Below are 22,525 nucleotides of genomic sequence, written 5' to 3'. Positions count from 1 at the left end.
TGGAATCGCGAGATGAACCCGCCGCATAACGCGTCGGCCGCTTGGCCGCACTCAGTCGGCACAAGCCGGCCGCTCGGCGCTTGAATCGGCATCATGACGAAAAAGGGCTCAATATCTACGGTTACGCAAACGGGGACCCGGTAAACAACACTGATCCGTCTGGGCTGGATCCGTCCACCGGTGGTGTTGTGCAAGGCGGTGGTGCAATCGTTGCTAAACCAGCGCAGAAAAGTATGAAGTCAAAGCACCATCAGTGCATCAATGCTGACGGTACAGGTTCCGGAAGTAAAACGGGCTCTGGACATCCACATCAACGTGTCGCTGGCGCGGGTTGCGGCGTGACGACAGCGTCTTTCGCTGCGCTTCCGGTTCGCGCCTCTCGCTAGCGGGAGACCGCCGTGCTGTCGGCGGCGCGGTCGGATGGGTGCAGCGCGGCGGCCCACTCCTTGTTGATGCCGAGCGCGACCAGGGTGCACAGCGCGCCGGACAGGAGGTAGGCGCCGACCGACCACAGCCCGAACCGGCTGGCAAGGAACAGCGCGACCAGGGGCGCGAAGCCGGCACCGAGGAACCACGCCGAATTGGCGACGATCGCCGCGCCGGTGTAGCGGCGATAGGTCGGGAAGTTGCCGTTGACCGTGCCCGACGACTGACCGAAGGCGAGGCCGAGAAGAGCGAAACCGACGATCATGTAGATCGTTTCGCCGATCCCGCCCGCCCCGAGGAGTTGCGGCGCGAACCCGCTGTAGACCGCGATCAGCGCCGCCGACACGCCGAGCACCGAGCGACGGCCGACGCGGTCGGCGATCAGCCCGGAGGCGAGGATCGCGACGACGAACACGACCGATCCGACGAGCTCGATGATCAGGAAGCGCAGTGGCGGTTCGCCGGTGAACAACGACACCCACGACAGCGGGAACACGGTCACCAGGTGGAATAGCGCGAAGCTCGCCAGCGGGGCGAAGGCGCCGAGCAGGATTGTGCGCCATTCGAGACGCAACGTCTCGAACGCCGGTGCCGGCTGGAGCTCGCGATTTTCGAACAACCGCTCGAATTCCGGGGTCGCGACCAAGCGAAGCCGGGCGAACAGCGCAACGACGTTGATCGCGAAGGCGACGAAGAACGGGTAGCGCCAGCCCCACGACAGGAAATCCTCGGGCGAGAGCATCGCCAGGAAGAAGGCGAATAGCGCCAGCGCGACCATCAGGCCGAGCGGCGCCCCGAGCTGCGGGATCATCGAGTACCAGCCGCGCTTTTCGGGCGGGGCGTTGAGCGACAACAAGGTCGGCAGCCCGTCCCACGCACCGCCCAGCGCAACCCCCTGGCCGATCCGGAACAGCGCCAGCAACGCGATCGAGGCCGCGCCGATCTGGGCATATCCGGGCAGGAAGGCGAGCGCCATGGTCGACCCGCCCAGCAGGAACAGCGCAATCGTCAGCTTGACCCCGCGGCCATGCTCGCGGTCGATCCACATGAACAGCAATGTTCCGAACGGCCGCGCGATGAAGGCCAGCGCGAACAGGCCGAACGAATAGAGCGTGCCGGTCAAAGGGTCGGTGAACGGAAACATCAGCTTCGGGAACACCAGTACCGACGCCAGCGCATAGACGAAAAAGTCGAAGAACTCGCTGGTCCGGCCGATGATCACCCCGATCGCGATGTCGCTCGGGCGAATGTCGTGGTCGTGGGCGCTGATCAGCCGCGCATCACGCTCAAGCTCGGTGGAGTTGGCAGCGTTAGTCATAAGGCCGGGGTTCCGCTAATGCTCAATGGACCCTATGGACCCAATCACGCGCTAATCACATAGGACAAACTGTCCAATGGGAACCCCCATCCGCGGGCGCTAAAGGGACGTCGTCATGAACCGACCAGCTCCCGTCCAATCGAAACTCGCAAGGGTATTACCGCTGTTCGCCGCCTCCTTGCTGGCGGGGTGCAACATGGTTGTGCTGAATCCAGCAGGCGACGTCGCGCTCCAGCAGCGCAACATCATCTTCATCTCGACCGCGCTGATGCTGCTGATCATCATTCCGGTAATCGTTCTGATCATATTGTTCGCCTGGCGTTATCGCAGCGGCAATACCGACGCGACCTATGATCCCGAGTTCGACCATTCGACCAGCCTCGAGCTCATCATCTGGTCGGCGCCGCTGCTGATCATCATCGCGCTTGGTGGATTGACTTGGTGGAGCACGCACAAGCTCGATCCGTTTCGTCCGCTCGAGCGCATATCCGCCGGGCGGCCGGTCGATCCCGCGATCAAGCCGCTCCGCATCCAGGTCGTGTCGCTCGACTGGAAATGGCTGTTCATCTATCCCGAGCAGGGCATCGCGACGGTCAACGAGTTGGCGCTTCCGGTCGATCGCCCGGTCCGCTTCGACCTGACCTCGACCAACATGATGAACACTTTTTACGCGCCGACGCTGGCGGGGATGATCTACACCATGCCCGGCATGCGCAGCACGATGCACGCGGTGCTCAACAAGCCGGGCGACTACAAGGGCTTTTCGGGCAATTACAGCGGCGCGGGTTTTTCGGACATGAAGTTCCGCCTGCGTGGCCTGCCGAATGCTGACTTCGACCGCTGGGTCGCGGGCGTCAAGGGGACAGTACTCCCGCTCAATACGGCCAACTATCGCCTCCTCGTGCGGCCGAGCGAGAAGGTCGCGCCGATCCACTTCGCGACGGTCGACCCTGACCTGTTCCGCCGCATCCTCCAACGCTGCGTCGAGCCCGGCACGCCGTGCATGACCGACGTCATGCGCCGCGACCAGGCCGCGGGATCGCCCGCGAGCATTGCCCAGGGCCACGCCTCGATGCCGCAGAATGGCAAGGCCGAGGGCGCGATTTTCCTGGCGCCGCAGAACAAGGGCTCAGGCCCCAATGTCACCAAGCCCGGCGGCCCGCCTCCCGGACAAACTGCATCGGGCGACAAGCGCAACCGCACCATGTCGATGATCAATCCCCTTGCCCTGCCGGGCGATTCCGGCACGGCGCGCGGCTAGAGCCGCCGGAGCACCCATGTTCGATCCCGCCCTTCTCAAGACGATCTTCGGCCGGCTCACCTTCGAGTCGTTCCCGATCCACGAACCGATCCTGATGATCACCTTCGCGGTCGTCGCATTGATCGGCGGGGGCGTGGTCGCCGCGGTGACCCGCTACAAATTGTGGGGCTGGCTGTGGCGCGAATGGTTCACCACCGTCGATCACAAGAAGATCGGCATCATGTACATCATCCTGGGCGTCGTCATGCTGCTGCGAGGGTTCGCCGACGCGCTGATGATGCGCGCCCAGCAGGCAATGGCGTTCGGCGCCAACCAGGGTTACCTCAACGCCCACCACTACGATCAGCTGTTCACCGTCCACGGGACGATCATGATCTTCTTCGTCGCGATCCCGCTGATCGTCGGCCTGGTCAATTTCGTCATGCCGCTGCAGATCGGCGCGCGCGACGTCGCTTTCCCTTACCTCAATAATCTGAGCTTCTGGCTGACCGTGGCGGGCGCGATGCTCACGATGGTGTCGCTGTTCGTCGGCGAGTTCGCGCGCACCGGCTGGCTGGGCTACGTCCCCGTCGGCAACCTCCAGAACAGCCCCGATACCGGGGTCGACTATTATCTGTGGTCGCTCCAGATCGCCGGGGTAGGAACGACGCTGTCGGCGATCAACATGGTGACCACGATCATCAAGATGCGCGCGCCGGGCATGACGATGATGAAGATGCCGGTGTTCTGCTGGACCGCGCTGTGCAGCAACGTGCTGGCGATCGCGATCTTCCCGGTGCTGACCGGCGCCTTCCTGATGCTGCTGCTCGACCGCTACGTCGGCACCAACTTCTTTACCAACGACCTTGGTGGCAACCCGATGATGTACTGGAACCTCGTCTGGATCTGGGGCCATCCGGAGGTCTATGTCCTCGTCCTGCCGGTCTTCGGCATCTATTCCGAGGTGACCTCCACTTTCTCTGGCAAGCGGTTGTTCGGCTATTCGTCGATGGTCTACGCGACCGTGGTCATCACGATCCTGGCCTACCTCGTCTGGCTCCACCATTTCTTCACGATGGGGTCGGGAGCCAGCGTCAACAGCTTCTTCGGCATCGCGACGATGGTTATCGCGATCCCGACCGGGGCGAAGATCTTCAACTGGCTGTTCACCATGTACCGCGGGCGAATCCGGTTCGAACTGCCGATGCGCTGGGTCATCGCCTTCATGCTGACGTTCGTCGTCGGCGGGATGACCGGGGTGCTGCTAGCGGTTCCGCCGGCCGACTTCGTCCTCCACAACTCGCTGTTCCTCGTCGCCCACTTCCACAACGTCATCATCGGCGGCGTGGTGTTCGGGCTGTTCGCCGGGATCGATTACTGGTTCCCCAAGGCGTTCGGCTTCAAGCTCGACAGATTCTGGGGCAACGTGCACTTCTGGGGCTGGACGATCGGCTATTGGGTCGCGTGGACACCGATCTACATCGTCGGGCTGATGGGCGCGACCCGCCGCCTCCGTCACTTCGACGATCCGGCGATGCAGCCCTATTTCATCATCGCCGCGATCGGCGCGCTGATCATCCTCGTCGGGATCATCGGCTTCGTCTTGTCGATCATCGTCGGCATCATCCGCCGCGACCAGCTGCGCGACACGACCGGCGACCCGTGGAACGGTCGCACGCTCGAATGGTCGACCAGCTCGCCGCCGCCGGCCTACAACTTCGCCTTCACGCCGGTCGTCCACGACCTCGACACCTGGTACGACATGAAGTGCCGCGGCTATGAGCGGCCGGCCGAGAACTATCGCCCGATCCACATGCCGCGCAACACCGGTGCGGGGGTAATCATCAGCTTCCTTGCGCTGGTGATGGGCTTCGGGATGGTGTGGTACATGTGGTGGCTCGCCGCACTCGGCTTTGTCGGGATCCTGTTGGTCGCGATCGGCCATAGCTTCAACCGCGACCGCGACTATTTCATCCCCGCCGAGGAGGTCGCCCGGATCGAAACGGCGCGCGCTGAGCGGCTTGCGGGAGCAACCGCATGAACGACTTGACCGCCCCCATCCCCGCCATCGCTCCGGCGTCCGCCGCAGCGCCTGTGCGGCAGTTCCACCACGCGCCCGGCGAGGAGCACGAACACCAGCCGGGCGAGGCCACGCTGCTCGGCTTCTGGATTTACCTGATGAGCGACGCGCTCATCTTCGCGACGCTGTTCGCGACATTCGGGGTGCTGAGGCAGAATTACGCCGGCGGCCCCGCGCCGAAGGATATATTCGACCTCTCGCTGGTCGCACTCAACACCGCGTTCCTGCTCATCTCGTCGATCACCTTCGGCTTCTCGATGCTGGCGATGGACCAGAAAAAGGTCCGCGCCACTCAGGCGTGGCTGGTCGTCACCGCGCTGTTCGGCGCCAGCTTCGTCGCGATCGAACTGTACGAGTTCGGCCACCTCATCGCCGAGGGCGCGACCCCGCAACGATCGGCTTTCCTGTCGGCCTTCTTCACCCTGGTCGGCACCCACGGCTTGCACGTTACCTTCGGGCTGGTGTGGATCGCGGTGATGCTGGTTCAGGTCGGGCAGCGCGGGCTGACCGGCGAGAACCAGCGCCGACTGATGTGCCTCAGCCTGTTCTGGCATTTCCTCGACGTCATCTGGATCGGCGTCTTCACCTTCGTCTACCTGCTGGGGATGATCCGATGAGCGCGCCCGACGTCACGACCAGCGCCCCTGCCAACCGCGCCGATCATCGGCACGATCTCGCTGCCCCGGCGCACAGCCACGGTTCGCGCCAGACCTACCTGATCGGCTTCGCGCTGTCGGCGGTGCTGACCGCGATCCCCTTCTGGCTGGTCATGACCGGCGCGATTGACGCGCAGGCGACCGGCTACGCCGTGATCGCGCTCGCGGTCGTGCAGATCCTCGTCCACACCAGCTGCTTCCTCCACGTCAATCGCCGTGCCGAGGGTGGTTGGACGATGATCGCGCTGATCTTCACGTCGGTCATCCTGCTGATCACGATCGCCGGTTCGCTGTGGATCATGTACCACCTCAATTCGAACATGATGCCGATGGATGCGGCCGGGAGTGGCGAGCTCCGGTGAGCACAAGCGGCGCGAAGCGCGCCCTGCTGCTTGCCTTCGCGCTGATCGCCGCGCTGATCTTCACCGCGCTTGGAGTCTGGCAGGTTGAACGGCGGGTGTGGAAGCTGGCGCTGATCGCGCGGGTCGAGCAGCGGCTTCACGCGCCGCCGACCGTGGCACCCGGCCCATCGACGTGGCCCAAAATCACGCGCGAGCATGACGAATATCGCAAGGTCATCACGCGCGGTGGCTTTCGCCATGATGCGGAGACACTGGTCCAGGCGGTGACCGAGCGCGGTCCCGGTTACTGGATCATCACCCCGCTCGTCACCAGCGCCGGCACCATCCTCGTCAATCGCGGGTTCGTCCCGACCGAGCGTCGCGCGACCGCCACCCGCCGCGCCGGACAGGTCACGGGACCCGTCGCCATCACCGGGCTGCTCAGGGTCACCGAACCCGGCGGCGGGTTCCTGCGCAGCAACGATCCAAAGGCCGGCCAATGGTATTCGCGCGATGTCGCGGCGATCGCCCGGGCCCGCGGCATCACGAACGCAGCGCCCTATTTCATCGACGCGGATGCAATGCCCAACCCCGGCGGCTGGCCGGTCGGGGGGCTCACCGTCGTCACCTTCCACAATTCCCACCTCGTCTATGCGCTGACCTGGTTCGCGCTGGCCTGCCTGTCGGCCTGGGGCGCGTGGCTCGTATGGAGCCGCCGCTGATGGACACCCCGCTGCTTGCCCTCACCCGGCAACCGAGCGGACCGACGCTCCGCGAGACACCTGACAGCTATGCCGAAAATATGCGTCAGCTGGTCCAGCTTCGTTGGCTCGCCGTCGCCGGGCAGCTCGTCACCATCCTCGGGGTGCATTTCGGCCTCGGCATCGGGCTCCCGCTTGCCCTGATGCTCGGACTGGTCGGCCTGCTCGGCCTCGCCAACTTCGCGATTACGCGCATCACCCCGCGGTTCCCGGCGAGCCAGATCGAACTCTGTCTTGCGCTGCTGCTCGACATGGCGACGCTGACCGCGCAGCTTTATCTGAGCGGCGGAGCCAACAACCCGTTCATCCTGCTGCTCCTGATGCAGGTCGTGCTCGGCGCGATCCTGCTCGAGGGCAGCGCGGTGTGGCTGTTCATGGCGACCGCCACGCTGTGTTATGCCGGTCTCAGCATCCAGCATCGGCCGCTGCTGTTTCCGCTCGGCCTCGCCCATCGCACCGCCGCCCTGTACACGTTTGGCGCCTGGCTCGGTTTTGTGCTGGCGGCGGTGCTGCTGGTGCTGTTCATCGGCCGAATCAGCCACAACCTCCGCGCCCGAAATGCGTACCTCGCCGAACTTCGCACCCGCGCGGCGGAAGAAGACGCGATCGTCCGCATGGGGCTGTTCGCGTCGGGTGCCGCGCACGAGCTTGGCACCCCGCTGGCGACGCTGTCGGTCATCCTCGGCGACTGGCGGCGCGATCCCAAACTCAGCGCCGATGCCGACCTTGCCGGCGAGGTCGAGGTAATGCTGGCCGAGGTCGAACGCTGCAAGGGGATCGTAACCGACATTCTCCACTCGGCCGGCGAGCCGCGCGACGAGGAACTGGCCCGGATCCCCGCCCGCGCTTTCCTCGCCGCCATTGTCGACGACTGGGCACCGACGCATCCGTCGACGCCCCTGACATTCCAGTGCGACACTGGCGAGGAGCAGGAACTCATCGCCGATCCCGCGCTGCGCCAGGCGCTGTGGAACCTGCTCGACAATGCCGCCGAAGCATCGCCTGACCATGTCGCGGTCGAGGTCATCGCCCTCGGCAATGACCTTCAGGTCAGCGTGTCCGATCGTGGTCCGGGTTTCAGCGCCGACCAGCTCGCATCGATTGGCGAGCCTTATCGATCGACCAAGGGCGCCGGCCACGGCGTCGGCCTGTTCCTCGCGGTCAACGTCGCGCGCCGGCTCGGCGGCCGGCTCGAAGCGCGCAACCGCGACGGCGGGGGAGCAAATGTCCGGCTGCTCCTGCCGCTCGCGGTGCAACGGCAGGTCGAGCAAACCCGTGGATGAGCCGCGCCGCCTGGTCATCGTCGAGGACGACATCGTCTTCGCTCGAACGCTGCAACGGTCGTTCGAGCGGCGCGGCTATATCGCTCATCATGTCGGCGGCGCAGATGAACTCGACGCGCTCCTCAAGCTCGAAGCGTTCGGCTTCGCGGTCGTCGACCTCAAGCTTGGCGGAAGCTCGGGCCTCGCCTGTATCGCCAGCCTCCACGCCGCCGACCCGGCCACGCTGATTGTCGTCCTGACCGGGTTCGCCAGCATCGCGACAGCGGTCGAGGCGATCAAGCTCGGCGCCTGCCACTATCTCGCAAAACCGTCGAACACCGACGATATCGAGGCGGCGTTCGCACGATCGATCGGCGATCCGGACTCGCCGATCGATGGACGCCCAACCTCGATCAAGACGCTCGAATGGGAACGGATCAACGAAATGCTCGTCGAAACCGACTTCAATATTTCCGAGACGGCTCGGCGACTGGGAATGCACCGCCGCACGCTTGCGCGAAAGCTGGAAAAACGCCCGCTGCGCTAACCGGGGGTGTAAAACCTCACTTCACCGTCACCTCCAGCCACAGCGTGCGCGGCAGCGCGCGTTCGACGGTACCGTCGCTGGCGATTGCCGCTTCGACCCGCTTGTCGAACAGGTTTTCGCCGCGCAGGCCGATGACGAAGTGGCGGCCGATCGGCGTCGAGGCGGTGGCGTCGACGGTGAACGCTGGCTTCAACGAGCGCCGATTGAGATCATCCTCACACTGGCGCGATATTTCGCGACCGGTGAGCGACAGGCGCTGCTCATGGGGCGACGTCCAGCCGACCGTTGCCGAGGCCTGTTGCTCGGGAGTTTGCGCGGGGCGAAGGCCGTCAAGTGCGCTGCCCGCGCCATTGTCCTGCACCCGCGCATCGACGACACTGTAGGACAGGTGGACGTCGAACGCCCGGTGCTGAAGGTCGAACCCGAACTCGGCACCGCGCGTTGTGATGGCGTCGAGGTTCTCGCGCCGGCGATAGCTGCCCGCCGCGCTGACGAAGCCGACCCCGGGGAACACGCCCGGCCCGCGGGCAATGGTGACATTGGCGATCGCGTCGTGCAGCCGGCCGGTGAACAGCGTTACCGTCGCCTTGGCGCCCGGTGCCACTGCCCAGTCGATGCCCGCTTCTGCCCCGCTCAGCGTCTCCGGTTTGAGCACGGCATTCGCCGCCGTGGCGTCGGCGCCGACGCGGAACGGGCGGTAGAGCTCGTTGAGTGTCGGCAGGCGCCACCCGCGATAGGCGGCGGCGCGCACGGTCAGCCCGCTGCCAGCACGAACCGCGAGCGCGGCGCGGCCGGTCGGCTGCCACCCGTCGCGGTCGGCGAAGGCGGTATTGGTGAGCGTCGTCCCCGCCAGCGTCTGTTCGAACAGCCGACCATCGCTGATCGACCAGTGATCGATGCGGCCCGAAAGGTTGGCGGTCAGCGCGCCCCGCGTGAAGGTGGCGTCGGCAAAGCCGCCCATCGTGACCGAGCGGCCACCGGCAACGCGGCGGCGAGTCGCCGATCCCGCGACAAACAGATAATTTTCGCGCGTTTCGCCGTGGACCGCGCGCAGGTCGGCGCCCAGCCGCAGCTCGATGTCGCCGTTCAGCGGAACGATGTCGGCGCGCGCTCCCCAGCCGGTCGAGGGGACGGCGTATTGATCGAGCGTCAGGGTCGACGTCGTTCGCGCGGCATTGATCGCGGCCGACTGGCTGGCGAACCGGCGCTTCTGGCCATAGCCGAGCAGCGACCAGCGCAGCGCACCCTTGCCGACCAGGCGCAGCGAACCATCGACTCCGCGCCCGCGATTGTCGCTATTGTCGGTCCCGCGATTGCGGCGGTCGTCGAACGCCGAAAAATTGGCTTGCAGCTCGGTCGATGCGCCGATCGCGGTCACTGCCCGGACCGCGCCCGAAAATTGGCGATAGGGGGCGGCATGGTCGACCGGGCCGCGCCGTTCCGCGACGATCGGGATGAAGCCGTCACCCTGCGCATAGGCCCCCGAGACGGTAATGAAACCCGATCGCCCCTTAACCGTCAGCGCGCCGCGCGCATCTTTCGAATTTCGGCTGCCGATCGCAAGGTGGGCGTTGAACGGGTCGAGCTCGCCGGGAATGGCGCTCTCGAGCTCGACCGTTCCCCCCAGCGCGCCCGGCCCCCACAGCCCGCTGCCCCCGCCGCGCGTCACGCGGACCTGGCCGAGGCGGTCGGTGGCATGGGCCGGGAAGCTGATCCAGCCGCCGAACGGGTCGGCCTGCGGGACGCCGTCGAGGACGAGCAGCGCCCGGCTGGAGGCGTTGCCGCCGAGCCCGCGCAGCGTGATCGACTGGCTGGTGGCGTTGGCCGAGCGCGAGTCCGAGCGGCGGAAACCCTGCACCCCCGCGACATCGCGCAGCACGTCCTCGAGCCGCCCGCTGGCGGACTGGAGGATCCGCGCGCGGTCGATGGTGACGACGTCGTAGGCGGCATCGGCCCTGGACGCAGAGAGGCCGCGACCGGTGACGATGATCGGGTCATTGAGCAGCGGAGTATCCGCGCGCAGCGGCGTGTCCGCGAGCAAAGGCGCGGCGCTCGACAGCAGGGCGGCACTCAGGACGGTTGCACGAACGGCGAACATCATTGGAAATACAGACTCATCGAAAAGGCCGTGCGAGCCCCACAGCGAGGCCCGCGTCGTCGCTGGTGCGCCGTGGCGAAAATGAGGCGCAATCGCAAGCGCCGCGCCCAACCGAACGCTTCGGCCAACCGCTTGGCGCGAGCGATTTTCTCGATAAGATGGAAGCGTAATTGGGCCGCAACCCGAGACCAGTCAAGCGAGTGCCGCGCCCAATGGAGAATTAAGTGCACTGTCACCGTAATCAGTAATCCAAGGTAATCCAAGGCATCAGAATTCCTTCTGGATCACGATCCCGGCGGTAACACTTCGGCGACCGTCAAGCGTCATTGCAACGCCGGGCCCAATCCCCAGATCGAATGGACCTTCGAACTGATAAGACAATTCCGCCACGTCGGGCGCACCTTTTGCGAAGACGACGTCGGCCACAACGGCATGATTGCCTCGGGGCGGCCATTTCACCCCAATTGCGACCGATGGGACCAGGCTGTGATCGGCACCTTTGCCGAATTGCGTTGAAAGCGTTCCATTGAAATAGCCGACCAGCGGCCCGAACGTCTTGGCGACGATGCCCGTAGCGCTGATGCTGGTCACCGGTGAACGTCCGCTATAGTCGATGACAACAGATGTCAGCGTGGCAACGGTTGGCAATCTGCCGGTGTCTTCCTGCCAGCGCTGCTCCCAGCTCACACCGGCGTTTTGCGACAGCGTTACCCTGCCATTGGCCTGAACGGCAGGCAGCGAAACGGATATGACGGCATCGCACCAGCCCCTCCTGCTGCCCGGCGCAAGCTGCAGAACCGGCTGCACAAGCGTCTGGCCCTGCGACTGCGCCATGGACAGTGAGAGCGTGGGCGTCTTGGGATCGGTCGGTTGCCCGTCAATCAGCGAAGTGAAGCCGGTAATGCCCTGTTGATCCGAAACATCCGACGCGCAATCCACCGCCGGCCGTTCCTTGGCCGATGTAGCCTCGGCCACGAACAAGTGTCCGATCGCAAGGGCACCTGCGCGCCGCCTCACTTCGAAAGCACTACGATGTTGGCCATCATCCCGTTGTCCTCGTGCTCAATTACGGTCAATTACGGTGACCAATTAAATTACGGTGACAGTGCACTTAATTGACGGCCGTTCAGCGAATTGCCAGGCGTGCGTGATGGCCCGCCTTGCTCGCATCGTCATTCCCGGCATTCCTCACCACGTCACGCAGCTCGGCAATGGGATAACGGCGACAATTTACTAAATCCACCAACCTCATCGCTCCCCTCGCGCGCCACGCCGTCCGTCGCGCCCAACAAAACACTGTCCTACAGCCCCCGCTTTCTGCCATCATCTTCTTGCCCCGAGTCGCCGGGCGAGTTCCGCCCAAACACCCGTTGCGCGCCCCGCCGCTTCGCCCGAAATTAACCCACGTCAGTGCGAACATTGGGAAGATTGGCGGGGCCGGGGGCAGTATTGGGGGGGCTGGCGCGGGGGCACTTTGTGCCGCTAGGGACAGGGCGAAATCGTCGGGAGAGTCGAGTGGCACGCGTTGCATTCATCGGGCTGGGCAACATGGGCGGCGGGATGGCCGCGAACCTCGCGAAGGCGGGGCATGAGGTGCGCGCCTTCGACCTCAGTGCCGACGCGCTCGCCCGCGCCGAGGCCAAGGGCTGCACCCGCGCCGCCTCGCCCGCCGAAGCGCTTGCCGACGCCGAAGCGGTCGTCACCATGCTCCCCGCCGGGCGCCATGTCGCCGAGGTCTATCGCGCATCGGTGTTCGCCGCCGCGCCGAAATCCGCCCTCCTGATCGACTGCTCGACGATCGACGTCGCCACCGCCAGGACCGTCGCCGGAGAGGCCGGCGCCGCGGGTTACACGATGGTCGATGCCCCGGTTTCGGGCGGGATCGCCGCGGCCGACGGCGGCACGCTGACGTTCATGGTCGGCGGATCGGACGAGGGGTTCGAGCGGGCGCGGCCCTTTCTCGAGCAGATGGGCAAGGCGGTGATCCACGCCGGCGACGCCGGTGCCGGGCAGGCGGCGAAGATCTGCAACAACATGCTGCTCGGCGCGACCATGGCGGCGACCTGCGAGGCGTTCGTGCTCGCGCAAAAGCTCGGTCTCGACCTCCAGACCTTTTACGACATCTCGTCGAAAGCCTCGGGCCAGAGCTGGTCGATGACGACCTATTGCCCGGTCCCCGGGGTCGGCCCCGAAACCCCCGCCGACCGCAATTACGAAGGCGGGTTCGCCGCCGCGCTAATGCTCAAGGACCTCAAGCTGGCAATGGAAGCCGCCCGGGAAGCCGGCGCCTACACCCCGATGGGCGGCGAGGCGGAAGAGCTGTTCCAGCGCTTCGTCGATCGCGGCGGAGCGGGGAAGGATTTCTCCGCGCTGATCAAGATGATCGACGACAGTTGGGAAGCGCCGGGCGAGACCAAGGCTTGATCATCGGGAGCGCCACGCCCACATTACGCTCATGTTGATCGAGACCGAAGCCACGCCCAATCCGCTGACCCGGAAATACCTCCCCGGCCGCACCGTCATGGCGACCGGCAGCCGCGATTTCCCGACCGCGTCCGCCGCCGAGGCGAGCCCGCTCGCCCACGCGCTGTTCGCCACCGGCGACGTCGACGGCGTGTTCTTCGGCCGCGACTTCATCTCGGTCAGCGCGAAACCGGCGGCCGCATGGGAGGAGCTCGAGCCCGACGTCCTGTCGATCCTGCTCGACCATTTCGTCACCGACGCGCCACTGTTCGCACCGGGCACCGCCGCCGGGATCGCGATCGACCCCAATGACGACGGCGCCGCGATGGCGGTCGAGGAAGACCCCGCCGACGCTGACATCGTCGACCAGATCAAGGAACTGATCGAAACCCGAGTCCGCCCGGCGGTCGCGCAGGATGGCGGCGACATCGTCTATCGCGGCTATGCCCACGGCACACTCTACCTCGCGATGCAGGGCGCCTGCTCCGGCTGCCCGTCCTCGGCGGTTACCCTCAAGCGGGGTATCGAGGGGCTGATCAAACATTATGTGCCCGAGGTCCAAACCGTCGAAGCGGTCTGACCGCGCGCGCTTGTTTTCGCCGGTTTTTCGGGCTTGCTCTTCGTTAATCACAGGCTCAATCTGTCCGCCCCGATGTGGCAGGAGGCACCGCTCTGATCCTCGCGCTCGACAGTAGCACGGCGGCCTGTACCGCGGCCCTGTTCGCCGACGACGGCACCTTGCTCGGCGCGCGCGACGAGGTGATCGGTCGTGGCCATGCCGAACGGCTAGTGCCGATGATCGAGGAGTTGCTGGCCGATGCCGCCGGCGGGGAAGCGCCGAACGACATACTTGTCGGGGTCGGCCCGGGCAGCTTCACCGGGCTGCGCGTCGCTCTCGCCGCCGCCCACGGCCTCGCCATCGGCTGGGATGCGATCCTCCACGGAATGCCAAGCCTCGCCTTGCTCGCCGCCTCCGCGCCGGGCGATGAGCCGATCGTCGCGGCGCTGGCTGGCGGCCACGGCGAGCTGTTTGTCCAGTCGTTCGACCGCGCCCCGTTCGCCGCGACGAGCGAGGTCGCCAACCTCGCCCCGGCCGATGCCGCCGCGGCATTTCCGGCCGGACTCGCGGTCGGCAGCGGGGCCGCTGCGCTGGTTGAGGCGCGCGGATCCGGCGAAGCGCTCGACCTCGTCCCGAGCGCGCGCCACGCGTTGCGTCTGCCACCCGAGCTTCGCACCTTGCCGGCAAAGCCACAGTACATCCGATCGCCCGACGCGCGGCCAAAAGCGGCATGAGCAGCCTCGCTCCCCGCCCCACCACGCTGCTGTTCGAACGGGCTGAGGTAGATCAGCTCGACGAGGTAATGGCGATCATGGCCGGAGCATTCTCGCCAGATTATGGCGAAGCGTGGACCCGCTCGCAGTGCGCCGGGATCATGCCGATGTCGGGCGTGGTCCTGACCCTGGCGCGCGAGCAGGCGTCGGCCGAGGCGCGCGGCTTTTCACTGCTCCGGACCGTTGCCGACGAGGCCGAACTGTTGTTGATTGGTGTCGCTCCGCGGTTCCAACGGAGCGGGATCGGCCGCGCCTTGCTCGATCATTTCATCGCTCATTCGTCTGGGTGCGGAGCCCGGCGGCTTCATCTCGAAGTGCGCGACGGAAATCTTGCGGCCGGCATGTATCGGGCGACCGGGTTTGCGGTCGCGGGTCGCCGCCATCACTATTACCGTGGCGCCGATGGTAGTCAGTTCGACGCCTTGACGCTGGTCCTCGAGCCAAACCAAGGTTAACTTGCGTCAAATCTTGTTTGCGGCTTGCGATATCTTCACCGCGCTATTACTATGATTCTCGACTGCCGTGATAAAGGCAGGATGAATTTCTAGTCAGCCCGGAAAGAAGTAAAGATGGACATGGATTCCAACGACGACACGCTGATCACCCTGACCGCCGACATCGTCGCGGCGCACGTCAGCAACAATAGCGTGTCGGTCAACGACTTGGCGCTACTCATCTCCAACGTCCACGGCGCGCTCGCTGGCCTGACGGGGGCGACCCCGGTTCCCGAAGCCAAGCCCGAGCCCAAGGTTCCGATCCGCTCGTCGATCAAGCCGGACTATATCGTCTGCCTCGAGGACGGCAAAAAGCTGAAGATGCTCAAGCGGCACCTGATGACCCACTATTCGATGACGCCTGACCAGTATCGCCAGAAGTGGGGCCTCAACGCCGACTATCCGATGGTCGCGCCCAACTATGCCGAACAGCGCCGCGCGCTGGCCAAGTCGATCGGTCTGGGCACCAAGCGCCGCAAGACCGCCCCGGCGGGCAAGCCGACGCCCGCCAAGGCGCGCTAAACTTCGATTCTCCCCGGGTCCGCCTGGGGAGAATTTCGCTTTGACCGGGACATCGCCCTCGCTTAGGCTTTTTAAAGATGGCCCACATCATCGACATCGAGACCCTGTGCGCGACCAAGGGGTTGCGTATCACCGACCAGCGGCGGGTCGTCGCGCGGGTATTGTCGGAAGCCGACGATCACCCCGATGTCGAGGCGCTCCACATGCGCTGCGCCGCGGTCGATCCGCGCATTTCGATCGCCACCGTCTATCGCACCGTCCGCCTGTTCGAGGAGGCCGGCATCCTCGAGCGCCACGAATTCGGCGACGGCCGCTCGCGCTACGAAGCGGCGTCGGACGAACATCATGATCATCTGATCGACGTCGAGACCGGCAAGGTCATCGAGTTCGTCGACGAGGAACTCGAGGCGCTCCAGCGGCGTATCGCCGAGAAGCTCGGCTTCCGCCTCGTCGACCATCGCATGGAGTTGTACGGCGTCGCCGTCGACCGCAAGGACTGAGCCATTGCGCGCGGTCGCGGTGATGCGGATCGCCGGATTGCTGCTGTTGTTGCTCGCCTGCCTTCCTCCTCACCTGGTCGCGAAGCTGTTCGGCCGCTCGCCGCTCCCCCGCCGCTTTCTGGGCACGGCCGGGTGGATCTGCGGCGCGCGCGTCACCACTACCGGGACGCCGCTCGACGCGCACAGCCTGGTGATCGCCAACCACGTCAGCTGGCTCGACATCCTCGTCCTCGCCGGCGCGACGGGAACGCGGTTCGTGTCGAAGGCCGAGATTCGCGACCACCCGCTGCTGCGCTGGCTCGCCGACCAGAACGACACCATCTACATCCAGCGCCAGGACCGGCTCGGCGTCCACAACCAGGCTGCCGACGTTGCCGCGGCGCTACGCGATCCGCGTCCGCTCGCGCTGTTTCCCGAAGGCGCGACCTCCGACGGCACCGCCATGCTGCCGTTCCGCCCGTCGCTGCTCGCGGCGGTCGCGCCTGCGCCGCCCGGCACCAGCGTCCGCCCGGTCGCGATCGACTATGGCGACGAGCGCGCAAAGATGGGCTGGGCCGATCCCGAGACTGGCAAGGAGAATGCACTGCGCATTCTCGGTCGGCGCGGGAGCTTCGCGGTCGTCGTCCGCCTGCTCGACGCGTTGCCGCCCGGCGAGGACCGCAAGGCGATGGCCCGCGACGCCCGCGCCGAGATCGAGGCCGCGCTGGGTTCTAACCCGGCCGCGCCTGGCCTATAGGCGCGCCGCATGACCGCGCCCCCGAAAACCTATCACGTCAAAAGCTTCGGCTGCCAGATGAATGTCTATGACGGCGAGCGCATGGCCGAACTGCTCGGCGCCAACGGCATGACCCCCGCCCCCGACAGCACCAGTGCCGACCTCGTCGTGCTCAACACCTGCCACATCCGCGAGAAAGCCGCCGACCGCGCTTACTCCGACGTCGGCCGCCTGCGCCGCAAGGACGGCAGCCGTCCGCTGATCGCGCTCGCCGGCTGCGTCGCGCAGGCCGAGGGCGAGGAGGCCAAGCGCCGCACCAAGATGATCGACATGGTCGTCGGCCCGCAAGCCTATCACAGGCTGCCCGAAATGGTCGCCGCCGCCGCCGCCGGGTCGCGCCCGGTCGACACCGACATGCCCGCGATCAGCAAGTTCGACGTGCTCCCCGCCCGCCGCCGCAGCGGCCCGTCGGCCTTCCTCACCGTGCAGGAAGGGTGCGACAAATTCTGCACTTACTGTGTCGTGCCCTACACCCGCGGCGCCGAAGTCTCGCGCCCCGCCGCCGACATCGTCGCCGAGGCCAATGCGCTGGCGACAGGCGGCGCGCGCGAGATCACCCTGCTCGGCCAGAACGTCAATGCGTGGTCGGACGGAAGCGCCGGGCTCGACCATTTGATCCGCGCCATCGCCCGGATCGATGGCATCGAGCGCATCCGCTACATGACGTCGCACCCGACCGACATGACCGACGCGCTGATCGCCGCGCACGCCGAGATACCTCAGCTGATGCCATACCTCCACCTCCCCGTGCAGGCCGGAAGCGACCGCATCCTGCAGGCGATGAACCGCAGCCACTCGGCGGCGTCCTACCTCCACACGATCGAGAAAGTCCGCGCCGCGCGCCCCGACATCGCCATTTCGGGTGACTTCATCGTCGGCTTCCCCGGCGAGACCGAGAACGACTTCGCGGCCACGCTCGAGATTGTCGACGGTGTCCGCTACGCCGCCGCTTACTCGTTCAAATACAGCCCCCGCCCCGGCACCCCGGCGGCGACCATGCCCGACCAAGTTCCGGCGGAAGTCATGGACGAGCGCCTCCAGCGCCTCCAGGCCAGACTTGCCGAACACAGCCTCGCCTTCAATCGCGCCACGGTCGGCAAGGCCACCACTATCCTCATCGACCGCAAGGGCCGCCTCCCCGGCCAGATGATCGGCAAGACCCCGTGGCTCCAGTCGGTGTTCGTCGAGACCGACGCGAGCATCGGCGACATGATCGACGTCGTCACCACCACCGCCCACCCCAACAGCCTCGGCGGCGTCCTCGCGACCACCAAAGCAGCCTGAGCTTTTCTTAGCGGCGCCTTGCGTCCCCCCGCCGCGCCTCTATCTTGGGCGTGACATGGGGCAGCGAATCCACTCATCCGAAAGGCGACCGCACTTGGCTCAACTGCAGGCGCCGCCTGAAGGCCTTTCGGCCGGTAGGCGCAATCGAGACCCCGCCTGATGGCTCCCCGCAAGCCCGAATTCTCCCCCGCGACCAGTCAGTCCGCCACTGAAATGGATAATTTCGGTCGGGCGCGGATGGAGCTGGATTTCGACCAGCCCTTCCTCCTCGGCCCGTTGTTCGGCGATTACGACCGCCACCTCGTGATGATCGAACAGCGGCTCGGGGTGAATATCTCCGCGCGCGGCAATCGCGTGATGATCGACGGCGAGCCCGACGCCGCCGCCCGCGCCCGCGAAGTGCTGCTCGGCCTCTACGACCGGCTCGACAAGGGCCAGGACGTCGATGCCGCCGCGGTCGAGTCGGTGATCGGCATGGCCAACCAGCCTTCGCTCGACGGGATCATCGCCGCCGACGTCGCCAACGCGCCCAAGGTGATGATCCGCACGCGTAAGAAGACCATCGTGCCCCGGTCCGCCGTGCAGACCGAATATATGGAAGCGCTCGGCCGCGACGACATGATCTTCGCGCTCGGGCCGGCGGGCACCGGCAAGACCTATCTCGCGGTCGCTCAGGCGGTGCAGATGCTGATCTCGGGCCAGGTCGACCGGCTGATCCTGTCGCGCCCCGCGGTCGAGGCGGGCGAGCGCCTCGGCTTCCTTCCCGGCGACATGAAGGAGAAGGTCGACCCTTACCTGCGCCCGCTCTACGACGCGCTCTACGACATGTTGCCCACCGAGCAGGTCGAGCGGCGCATCGCGTCGGGCGAGATCGAGATCGCCCCGATCGCCTTCATGCGCGGTCGTACATTGAGCGACGCATTCATCATCCTCGACGAGGCGCAGAACACCACCGCGCCGCAGATGAAGATGTGCCTCACCCGCTTCGGCATGCGTAGCCGGATGGTGATCTGCGGCGATCCCAACCAGACCGACTTGCCGCGCGGCGTCGAATCGGGGCTCAACGACGCGGTCTCGAAACTGGAAGGGATCGACAAGCTGTCGATGATCCGCTTCTCGGCGAAAGACGTCGTCCGCCACCCGCTCGTCGGCAAGATCGTCGAAGCCTATGAAGGACCCGGCGCGTGATGCTGGGCATCGCCCTCGAGGATCAGCCATGATCCTCGACATCGAAATCGAGGCCGACGCGGAGTGGGATAGTAGGATCGCGTGGGGTCCGCTCGCCGAGCGAGCTACCCACGCTGCCGTGGCGGAAAGTGCCTTCCCCCAACTCGCGACGACTCGGCGCACCGTCGAGATCGCGCTGCGCCTGACGAGCGACGAGGAAGTCCGCGCGCTCAACGCCCAGTGGCGCGGCAAGGACAAGCCCACCAACGTGCTGTCGTTTCCGATGGCCGCGCCCGACGAGCTGGCCGACCCCGGCCAGGACTTCGATAGCGCCGACGGTCCCGAACTGATGCTCGGCGATATCGTGCTCGCCCACACCGTCTGCGCGACCGAGGCCGCCGACAAGGCGATCCCGATCGAGGCCCACGCCGCCCACCTGATGGTCCACGGGACGCTCCATTTGCTTGGCTACGACCACCAGGACGATGTCGCGGCGCAGGACATGGAGGCGCGCGAAACCCGCGCCCTTGCCCGCCTCGGTATCGCCGACCCCTATGCGGGCGACCGCTAGATGGCCTCGCCCCCCGACGAACCCGGTTCCCGCCTGTGGCGCGGCATGCGCGCGCTGATCTTCGGCGACGACCATGAAACCAGCCTTCGCGACCAGATCGAGGACGCGATCGACGAAGCCGACACCGTCCCCACCCAGCGCGGCGATCTTTCTCCGATCGAGCGCCAGATGCTGCGCAACCTGCTCCACTTCGGCGACCGCACCGCCGGCGAAGTCGCGGTTACCCGCGGCGACATCGTCTCGGTGCCGCAGACGCTCAATTTTGCCGAACTGGTCGCTGCCTTCGCCGAAGCCGAGCACAGCCGTTTGCCGGTCACCGGCGAAGGCCTCGACCATGTCGTCGGCATGATTCACATCAAGGACGTGTTCGTCGCGCTCGCCAACCCCGGCCGGCCGCGAACCATCGCCGGCCTGCTCCGCGCGCCGTTGTTCGTGCCCGAATCGATGGGCGTGCTCGACCTCCTTGCCCGCATGCGCACCGAGCGCACCCACCTTGCGATCGTCGTCGACGAGTTCGGCGGGACCGAAGGGCTGATCACCATCGAGGACGTCGTCGAGGAAATCGTCGGCGACATCGAGGACGAGCATGACGAGGAACCGACCGGCAATTTGATCCTGCTCGACGAAGGCCTGTGGGAAGCCGACGCGCGCACCGAATTGGAGGAAGTCGCCGAAACCGTCGACAAGCGGCTGGTCGCGGGCGAGGACGATATCGACACGCTCGGCGGGCTGGCATTCCTGCTTGCCGGCCGAATCCTGCCGCCGGGCGAAAGCGTCGAGCACCCCTCGGGCTGGCGCATCGAATCGATCGAAGCCGACACCAAGCGCATGATCCGCCTGCGCCTTCACGCCCCCGACGACGCGGTCAGCGAAGCCTGATCTGAAGCCGGTTCACACCGCGCGCGGCATCTCGTTGGGAACTTCGGCAGCGGCGGCCGCGGCCAGCCGCTCCTTCGCCTCGGCGAGCATTCTCACGAAGCGCGGCTTGTCGCGCAGCCGATCAATGTCCGGATCGACTTGCAAATGGGTCACCAGCATCGCGTTCATCTTATTGATGAACGTTTCGAGCAGGTCGAGCGCACCGTCGTAATCGCCAAGATTGACGGTCAGCGCGCAGACAAGGTTATAGCGCATCGTGAGGTTTTCGGGCGCGAACAGCATCGCGCGGTTGATCCATTCGCGCGCCCGCTCGCCATCGCCCAACGCGGAGAGCGCTACGGCGCCGAAGCCCAGGGCCGCGCCGTTGGTCGGATCCTGCGCCAACGCCTTTTCGATTCGGGAGAGGGATTTCTCCGCCGACCGGCGCATGCCCTCCGTATCGCCCAGCGCGTTATAGCAGGTCTGCAACATGCCCGGCGCGTGATAATCGCTTTCCATCAGCTCGGTGGCTTTTTCGAAATAGGGCACTGCCCCCTTCGAGTCGCCGCGGCTGAACAGCAACCTCGCCGCTTCCTTGTTCACTTCCCACGAATTGGGCGCCAAGCCGATCGCGATTTCGATTTGGCGGATGGCATCGTCGTAGCGGCCGTCCTGGCTGGCGAGGTAGCGCGCCTTGATGCAATGCGCCTCCGCCAGCGTCGGATCGAGCCGCAGCGCGCGCTCGGCCGAGGCCAGTCCATCCTCGTCGATCCGGTCGTGGCGGAAGCGTAATTCGGTCTGCGCCAGCGCCATCAGCGCCCATGCCTTGCCGTAATCGGCGTCGATCGTCGTCGCCTGGCGACATATCCGCACCACGACCTCGTCGCGCCGGCTGTCGCCATCATTGCCGCTGATCCAGTGCTGGCGCGCCATCAGATAGAGGTTGTAGGCCTCCACGCTCGATGTCCCGCGATGCTCGATCGCCTTCTTTTCCTTCGGCAGTAATTTGAGGCGCAGCGCCCCGACGATTGCCTTGGAAATCTCGTCCTGAATCGCGAAGATGTCGTCGAGGTCGCGGTCGTAGCGGTCGGCCCAGACATGGTCACCGGCCTCGCCATCAATCAGCTGGGCGTTGATCCGCACCCGCCCGCCGGCCTTGCGCACGCTGCCTTCCAGGACATGGGTCACGCCGAGCTCGCGCGCGACTTCCTTCACGTCGGCGACCCGGCCCTTGTAGGTGAACGACGTGTTTCGCGCGACGACCGACAGCGCCGACACCTTCGACAGGTCGGTGATGATGTCCTCGCTGATCCCGTCGCTGAAATATTCCTGCTCGGCATCGCCGCTCATGTTGATGAACGGCAGGACGCAGATCGCCACGCGTTTGGCAGGGGCACTGGGCCGCTCGGCTTCGGCAACCGGTCGGGCGTCGCCGACCAGCGAGCCGACGCTAGACACGATCTTGGCCCAGCCGGCGGTTTCGGTGTCGCCCGACCAGCCATTGAGGTCGGCGCACTGGATCTGGTTGAACGGGATCGGCGGCATCGTCCCATCGACGCTGACCTGGACCAGCGTCCCTGCCTCGCGCGCGACGTCAGCTTCGGCGCGGACCCATTGGGAGCGCGCTGCGTCAGCCGACCAGATGACCACCACCGCCTTGGCGGAGCGCAACCGTTCCTCGATGACTTCGCCATAGGCCCGGTGCGCGGGGAGTTCGTCGTCGCGCCACACCGCATAGCCGAGCACGCGTAACGCCTCGGCAACCTGCTGCGCCTGGCGCTCGGTCGAACGAGCGTAGGACACGAATATATCCGACATGCGCCGAAAGAC

At 65.9% G+C, this 22,525-nt stretch carries 22 protein-coding genes; 18 read left to right on the top strand and 4 right to left on the bottom strand.

Annotated elements, in window-relative coordinates:
* Positions 1-382 precede the first annotated feature (382 nt).
* Positions 383-1,744 (bottom strand): MFS transporter, encoded by a 1,362-nt coding sequence (locus Q0R27_RS13005; protein ID WP_293945543.1) that lies wholly within the window; start codon positions 1,742-1,744, stop codon positions 383-385.
* Positions 1,745-1,859: 115 nt separating this feature from the next.
* Between Q0R27_RS13005 and cyoA the strand changes: the two genes are divergently transcribed.
* Genes cyoA through Q0R27_RS12970 form a run of 7 tightly spaced genes read left to right on the top strand, consistent with a single transcriptional unit; the run spans position 1,860 to position 8,631 of the window.
* A complete protein-coding gene (gene cyoA, locus Q0R27_RS13000) occupies positions 1,860-3,005 on the top strand; it encodes a ubiquinol oxidase subunit II (RefSeq protein WP_293945541.1) in 1,146 nt (381 codons plus the stop codon).
* Positions 3,006-3,021: 16 nt separating this feature from the next.
* Positions 3,022-5,025: a cytochrome o ubiquinol oxidase subunit I gene (gene cyoB / locus Q0R27_RS12995; RefSeq protein ID WP_293945536.1), complete on the top strand. Its 2,004-nt coding sequence runs from the start codon at positions 3,022-3,024 to the stop codon at positions 5,023-5,025.
* Entirely contained in the window at positions 5,022-5,681 is a 660-nt protein-coding gene (gene cyoC / locus Q0R27_RS12990; RefSeq protein WP_293945532.1) for a cytochrome o ubiquinol oxidase subunit III, read from the top strand. The genes cyoB and cyoC overlap by 4 nt, the downstream gene beginning before the upstream one ends.
* The gene (gene cyoD / locus Q0R27_RS12985) at positions 5,678-6,082 is read left to right on the top strand and encodes a cytochrome o ubiquinol oxidase subunit IV (protein WP_293945530.1); all 405 of its coding nucleotides are present in this window, start codon (positions 5,678-5,680) and stop codon (positions 6,080-6,082) included. Before cyoC ends, cyoD begins: the two co-directional genes overlap by 4 nt.
* Positions 6,079-6,783: an SURF1 family protein gene (locus tag Q0R27_RS12980; RefSeq protein WP_293945528.1), complete on the top strand. Its 705-nt coding sequence runs from the start codon at positions 6,079-6,081 to the stop codon at positions 6,781-6,783. Before cyoD ends, Q0R27_RS12980 begins: the two co-directional genes overlap by 4 nt.
* Positions 6,783-8,105, top strand: coding sequence for an ATP-binding protein (locus Q0R27_RS12975; RefSeq protein WP_293945523.1), 1,323 nt, complete (start codon positions 6,783-6,785; stop codon positions 8,103-8,105). The genes Q0R27_RS12980 and Q0R27_RS12975 overlap by 1 nt, the downstream gene beginning before the upstream one ends.
* Positions 8,098-8,631, top strand: a complete 534-nt coding sequence (locus Q0R27_RS12970; RefSeq protein ID WP_293945521.1) for a response regulator transcription factor — start codon at positions 8,098-8,100, stop codon at positions 8,629-8,631. Before Q0R27_RS12975 ends, Q0R27_RS12970 begins: the two co-directional genes overlap by 8 nt.
* Positions 8,632-8,647: 16 nt before the next feature.
* Here Q0R27_RS12970 and Q0R27_RS12965 read toward each other — a convergent pair whose 3' ends face one another.
* Both Q0R27_RS12965 and Q0R27_RS12960 read right to left on the bottom strand, forming a co-directional pair.
* Complete coding sequence (locus Q0R27_RS12965) at positions 8,648-10,732, bottom strand: TonB-dependent receptor (RefSeq protein WP_293945519.1); 2,085 nt, start codon at positions 10,730-10,732, stop codon at positions 8,648-8,650.
* Between the two features lie 264 nt (positions 10,733-10,996).
* The gene (locus tag Q0R27_RS12960; protein ID WP_293945517.1) at positions 10,997-11,704 is read right to left on the bottom strand and encodes a hypothetical protein; all 708 of its coding nucleotides are present in this window, start codon (positions 11,702-11,704) and stop codon (positions 10,997-10,999) included.
* Between the two features lie 540 nt (positions 11,705-12,244).
* Between Q0R27_RS12960 and mmsB the strand changes: the two genes are divergently transcribed.
* From mmsB to Q0R27_RS12905, 11 genes are all read left to right on the top strand, one after another.
* Positions 12,245-13,153: a 3-hydroxyisobutyrate dehydrogenase gene (gene mmsB, locus Q0R27_RS12955; protein ID WP_293945515.1), complete on the top strand. Its 909-nt coding sequence runs from the start codon at positions 12,245-12,247 to the stop codon at positions 13,151-13,153.
* Between the two features lie 31 nt (positions 13,154-13,184).
* A complete protein-coding gene (locus Q0R27_RS12950) occupies positions 13,185-13,772 on the top strand; it encodes a NifU family protein (RefSeq protein WP_293945513.1) in 588 nt (195 codons plus the stop codon).
* Between the two features lie 74 nt (positions 13,773-13,846).
* On the top strand, positions 13,847-14,485 hold the full coding sequence (tsaB, locus tag Q0R27_RS12945) for a tRNA (adenosine(37)-N6)-threonylcarbamoyltransferase complex dimerization subunit type 1 TsaB (RefSeq protein ID WP_293945511.1): 639 nt from the start codon (positions 13,847-13,849) through the stop codon (positions 14,483-14,485).
* On the top strand, positions 14,482-14,979 hold the full coding sequence (locus tag Q0R27_RS12940) for a GNAT family N-acetyltransferase (protein ID WP_293945508.1): 498 nt from the start codon (positions 14,482-14,484) through the stop codon (positions 14,977-14,979). Before tsaB ends, Q0R27_RS12940 begins: the two co-directional genes overlap by 4 nt.
* Positions 14,980-15,093: 114 nt before the next feature.
* A complete protein-coding gene (locus tag Q0R27_RS12935) occupies positions 15,094-15,540 on the top strand; it encodes a MucR family transcriptional regulator (protein ID WP_293945506.1) in 447 nt (148 codons plus the stop codon).
* A 77-nt stretch (positions 15,541-15,617) separates the two neighbouring features.
* Entirely contained in the window at positions 15,618-16,040 is a 423-nt protein-coding gene (locus Q0R27_RS12930) for a Fur family transcriptional regulator (protein WP_293945502.1), read from the top strand.
* A 4-nt stretch (positions 16,041-16,044) separates the two neighbouring features.
* Complete coding sequence (locus tag Q0R27_RS12925; protein WP_293945499.1) at positions 16,045-16,776, top strand: lysophospholipid acyltransferase family protein; 732 nt, start codon at positions 16,045-16,047, stop codon at positions 16,774-16,776.
* Positions 16,777-16,785: 9 nt separating this feature from the next.
* Positions 16,786-18,099 (top strand): tRNA (N6-isopentenyl adenosine(37)-C2)-methylthiotransferase MiaB, encoded by a 1,314-nt coding sequence (gene miaB / locus Q0R27_RS12920; protein ID WP_293945497.1) that lies wholly within the window; start codon positions 16,786-16,788, stop codon positions 18,097-18,099.
* Positions 18,100-18,312: 213 nt separating this feature from the next.
* Positions 18,313-19,287, top strand: coding sequence for a PhoH family protein (locus Q0R27_RS12915; RefSeq protein WP_293945556.1), 975 nt, complete (start codon positions 18,313-18,315; stop codon positions 19,285-19,287).
* Positions 19,288-19,315: 28 nt separating this feature from the next.
* Entirely contained in the window at positions 19,316-19,837 is a 522-nt protein-coding gene (gene ybeY, locus Q0R27_RS12910; protein WP_293945495.1) for an rRNA maturation RNase YbeY, read from the top strand.
* Positions 19,838-20,716, top strand: a complete 879-nt coding sequence (locus Q0R27_RS12905) for a hemolysin family protein (protein WP_293945492.1) — start codon at positions 19,838-19,840, stop codon at positions 20,714-20,716. It abuts the gene before it with no gap.
* Between the two features lie 12 nt (positions 20,717-20,728).
* Here Q0R27_RS12905 and Q0R27_RS12900 read toward each other — a convergent pair whose 3' ends face one another.
* Positions 20,729-22,513, bottom strand: coding sequence for a TIR domain-containing protein (locus tag Q0R27_RS12900; protein ID WP_366080366.1), 1,785 nt, complete (start codon positions 22,511-22,513; stop codon positions 20,729-20,731).
* Positions 22,514-22,525 lie beyond the last annotated feature (12 nt).

The organism is Sphingomonas sp. (genome assembly GCF_025362505.1).
In the GTDB taxonomy this organism is placed as follows: domain Bacteria; phylum Pseudomonadota; class Alphaproteobacteria; order Sphingomonadales; family Sphingomonadaceae; genus Sphingomicrobium.
This window is presented reverse-complemented; position numbering and strand designations above follow the sequence as displayed.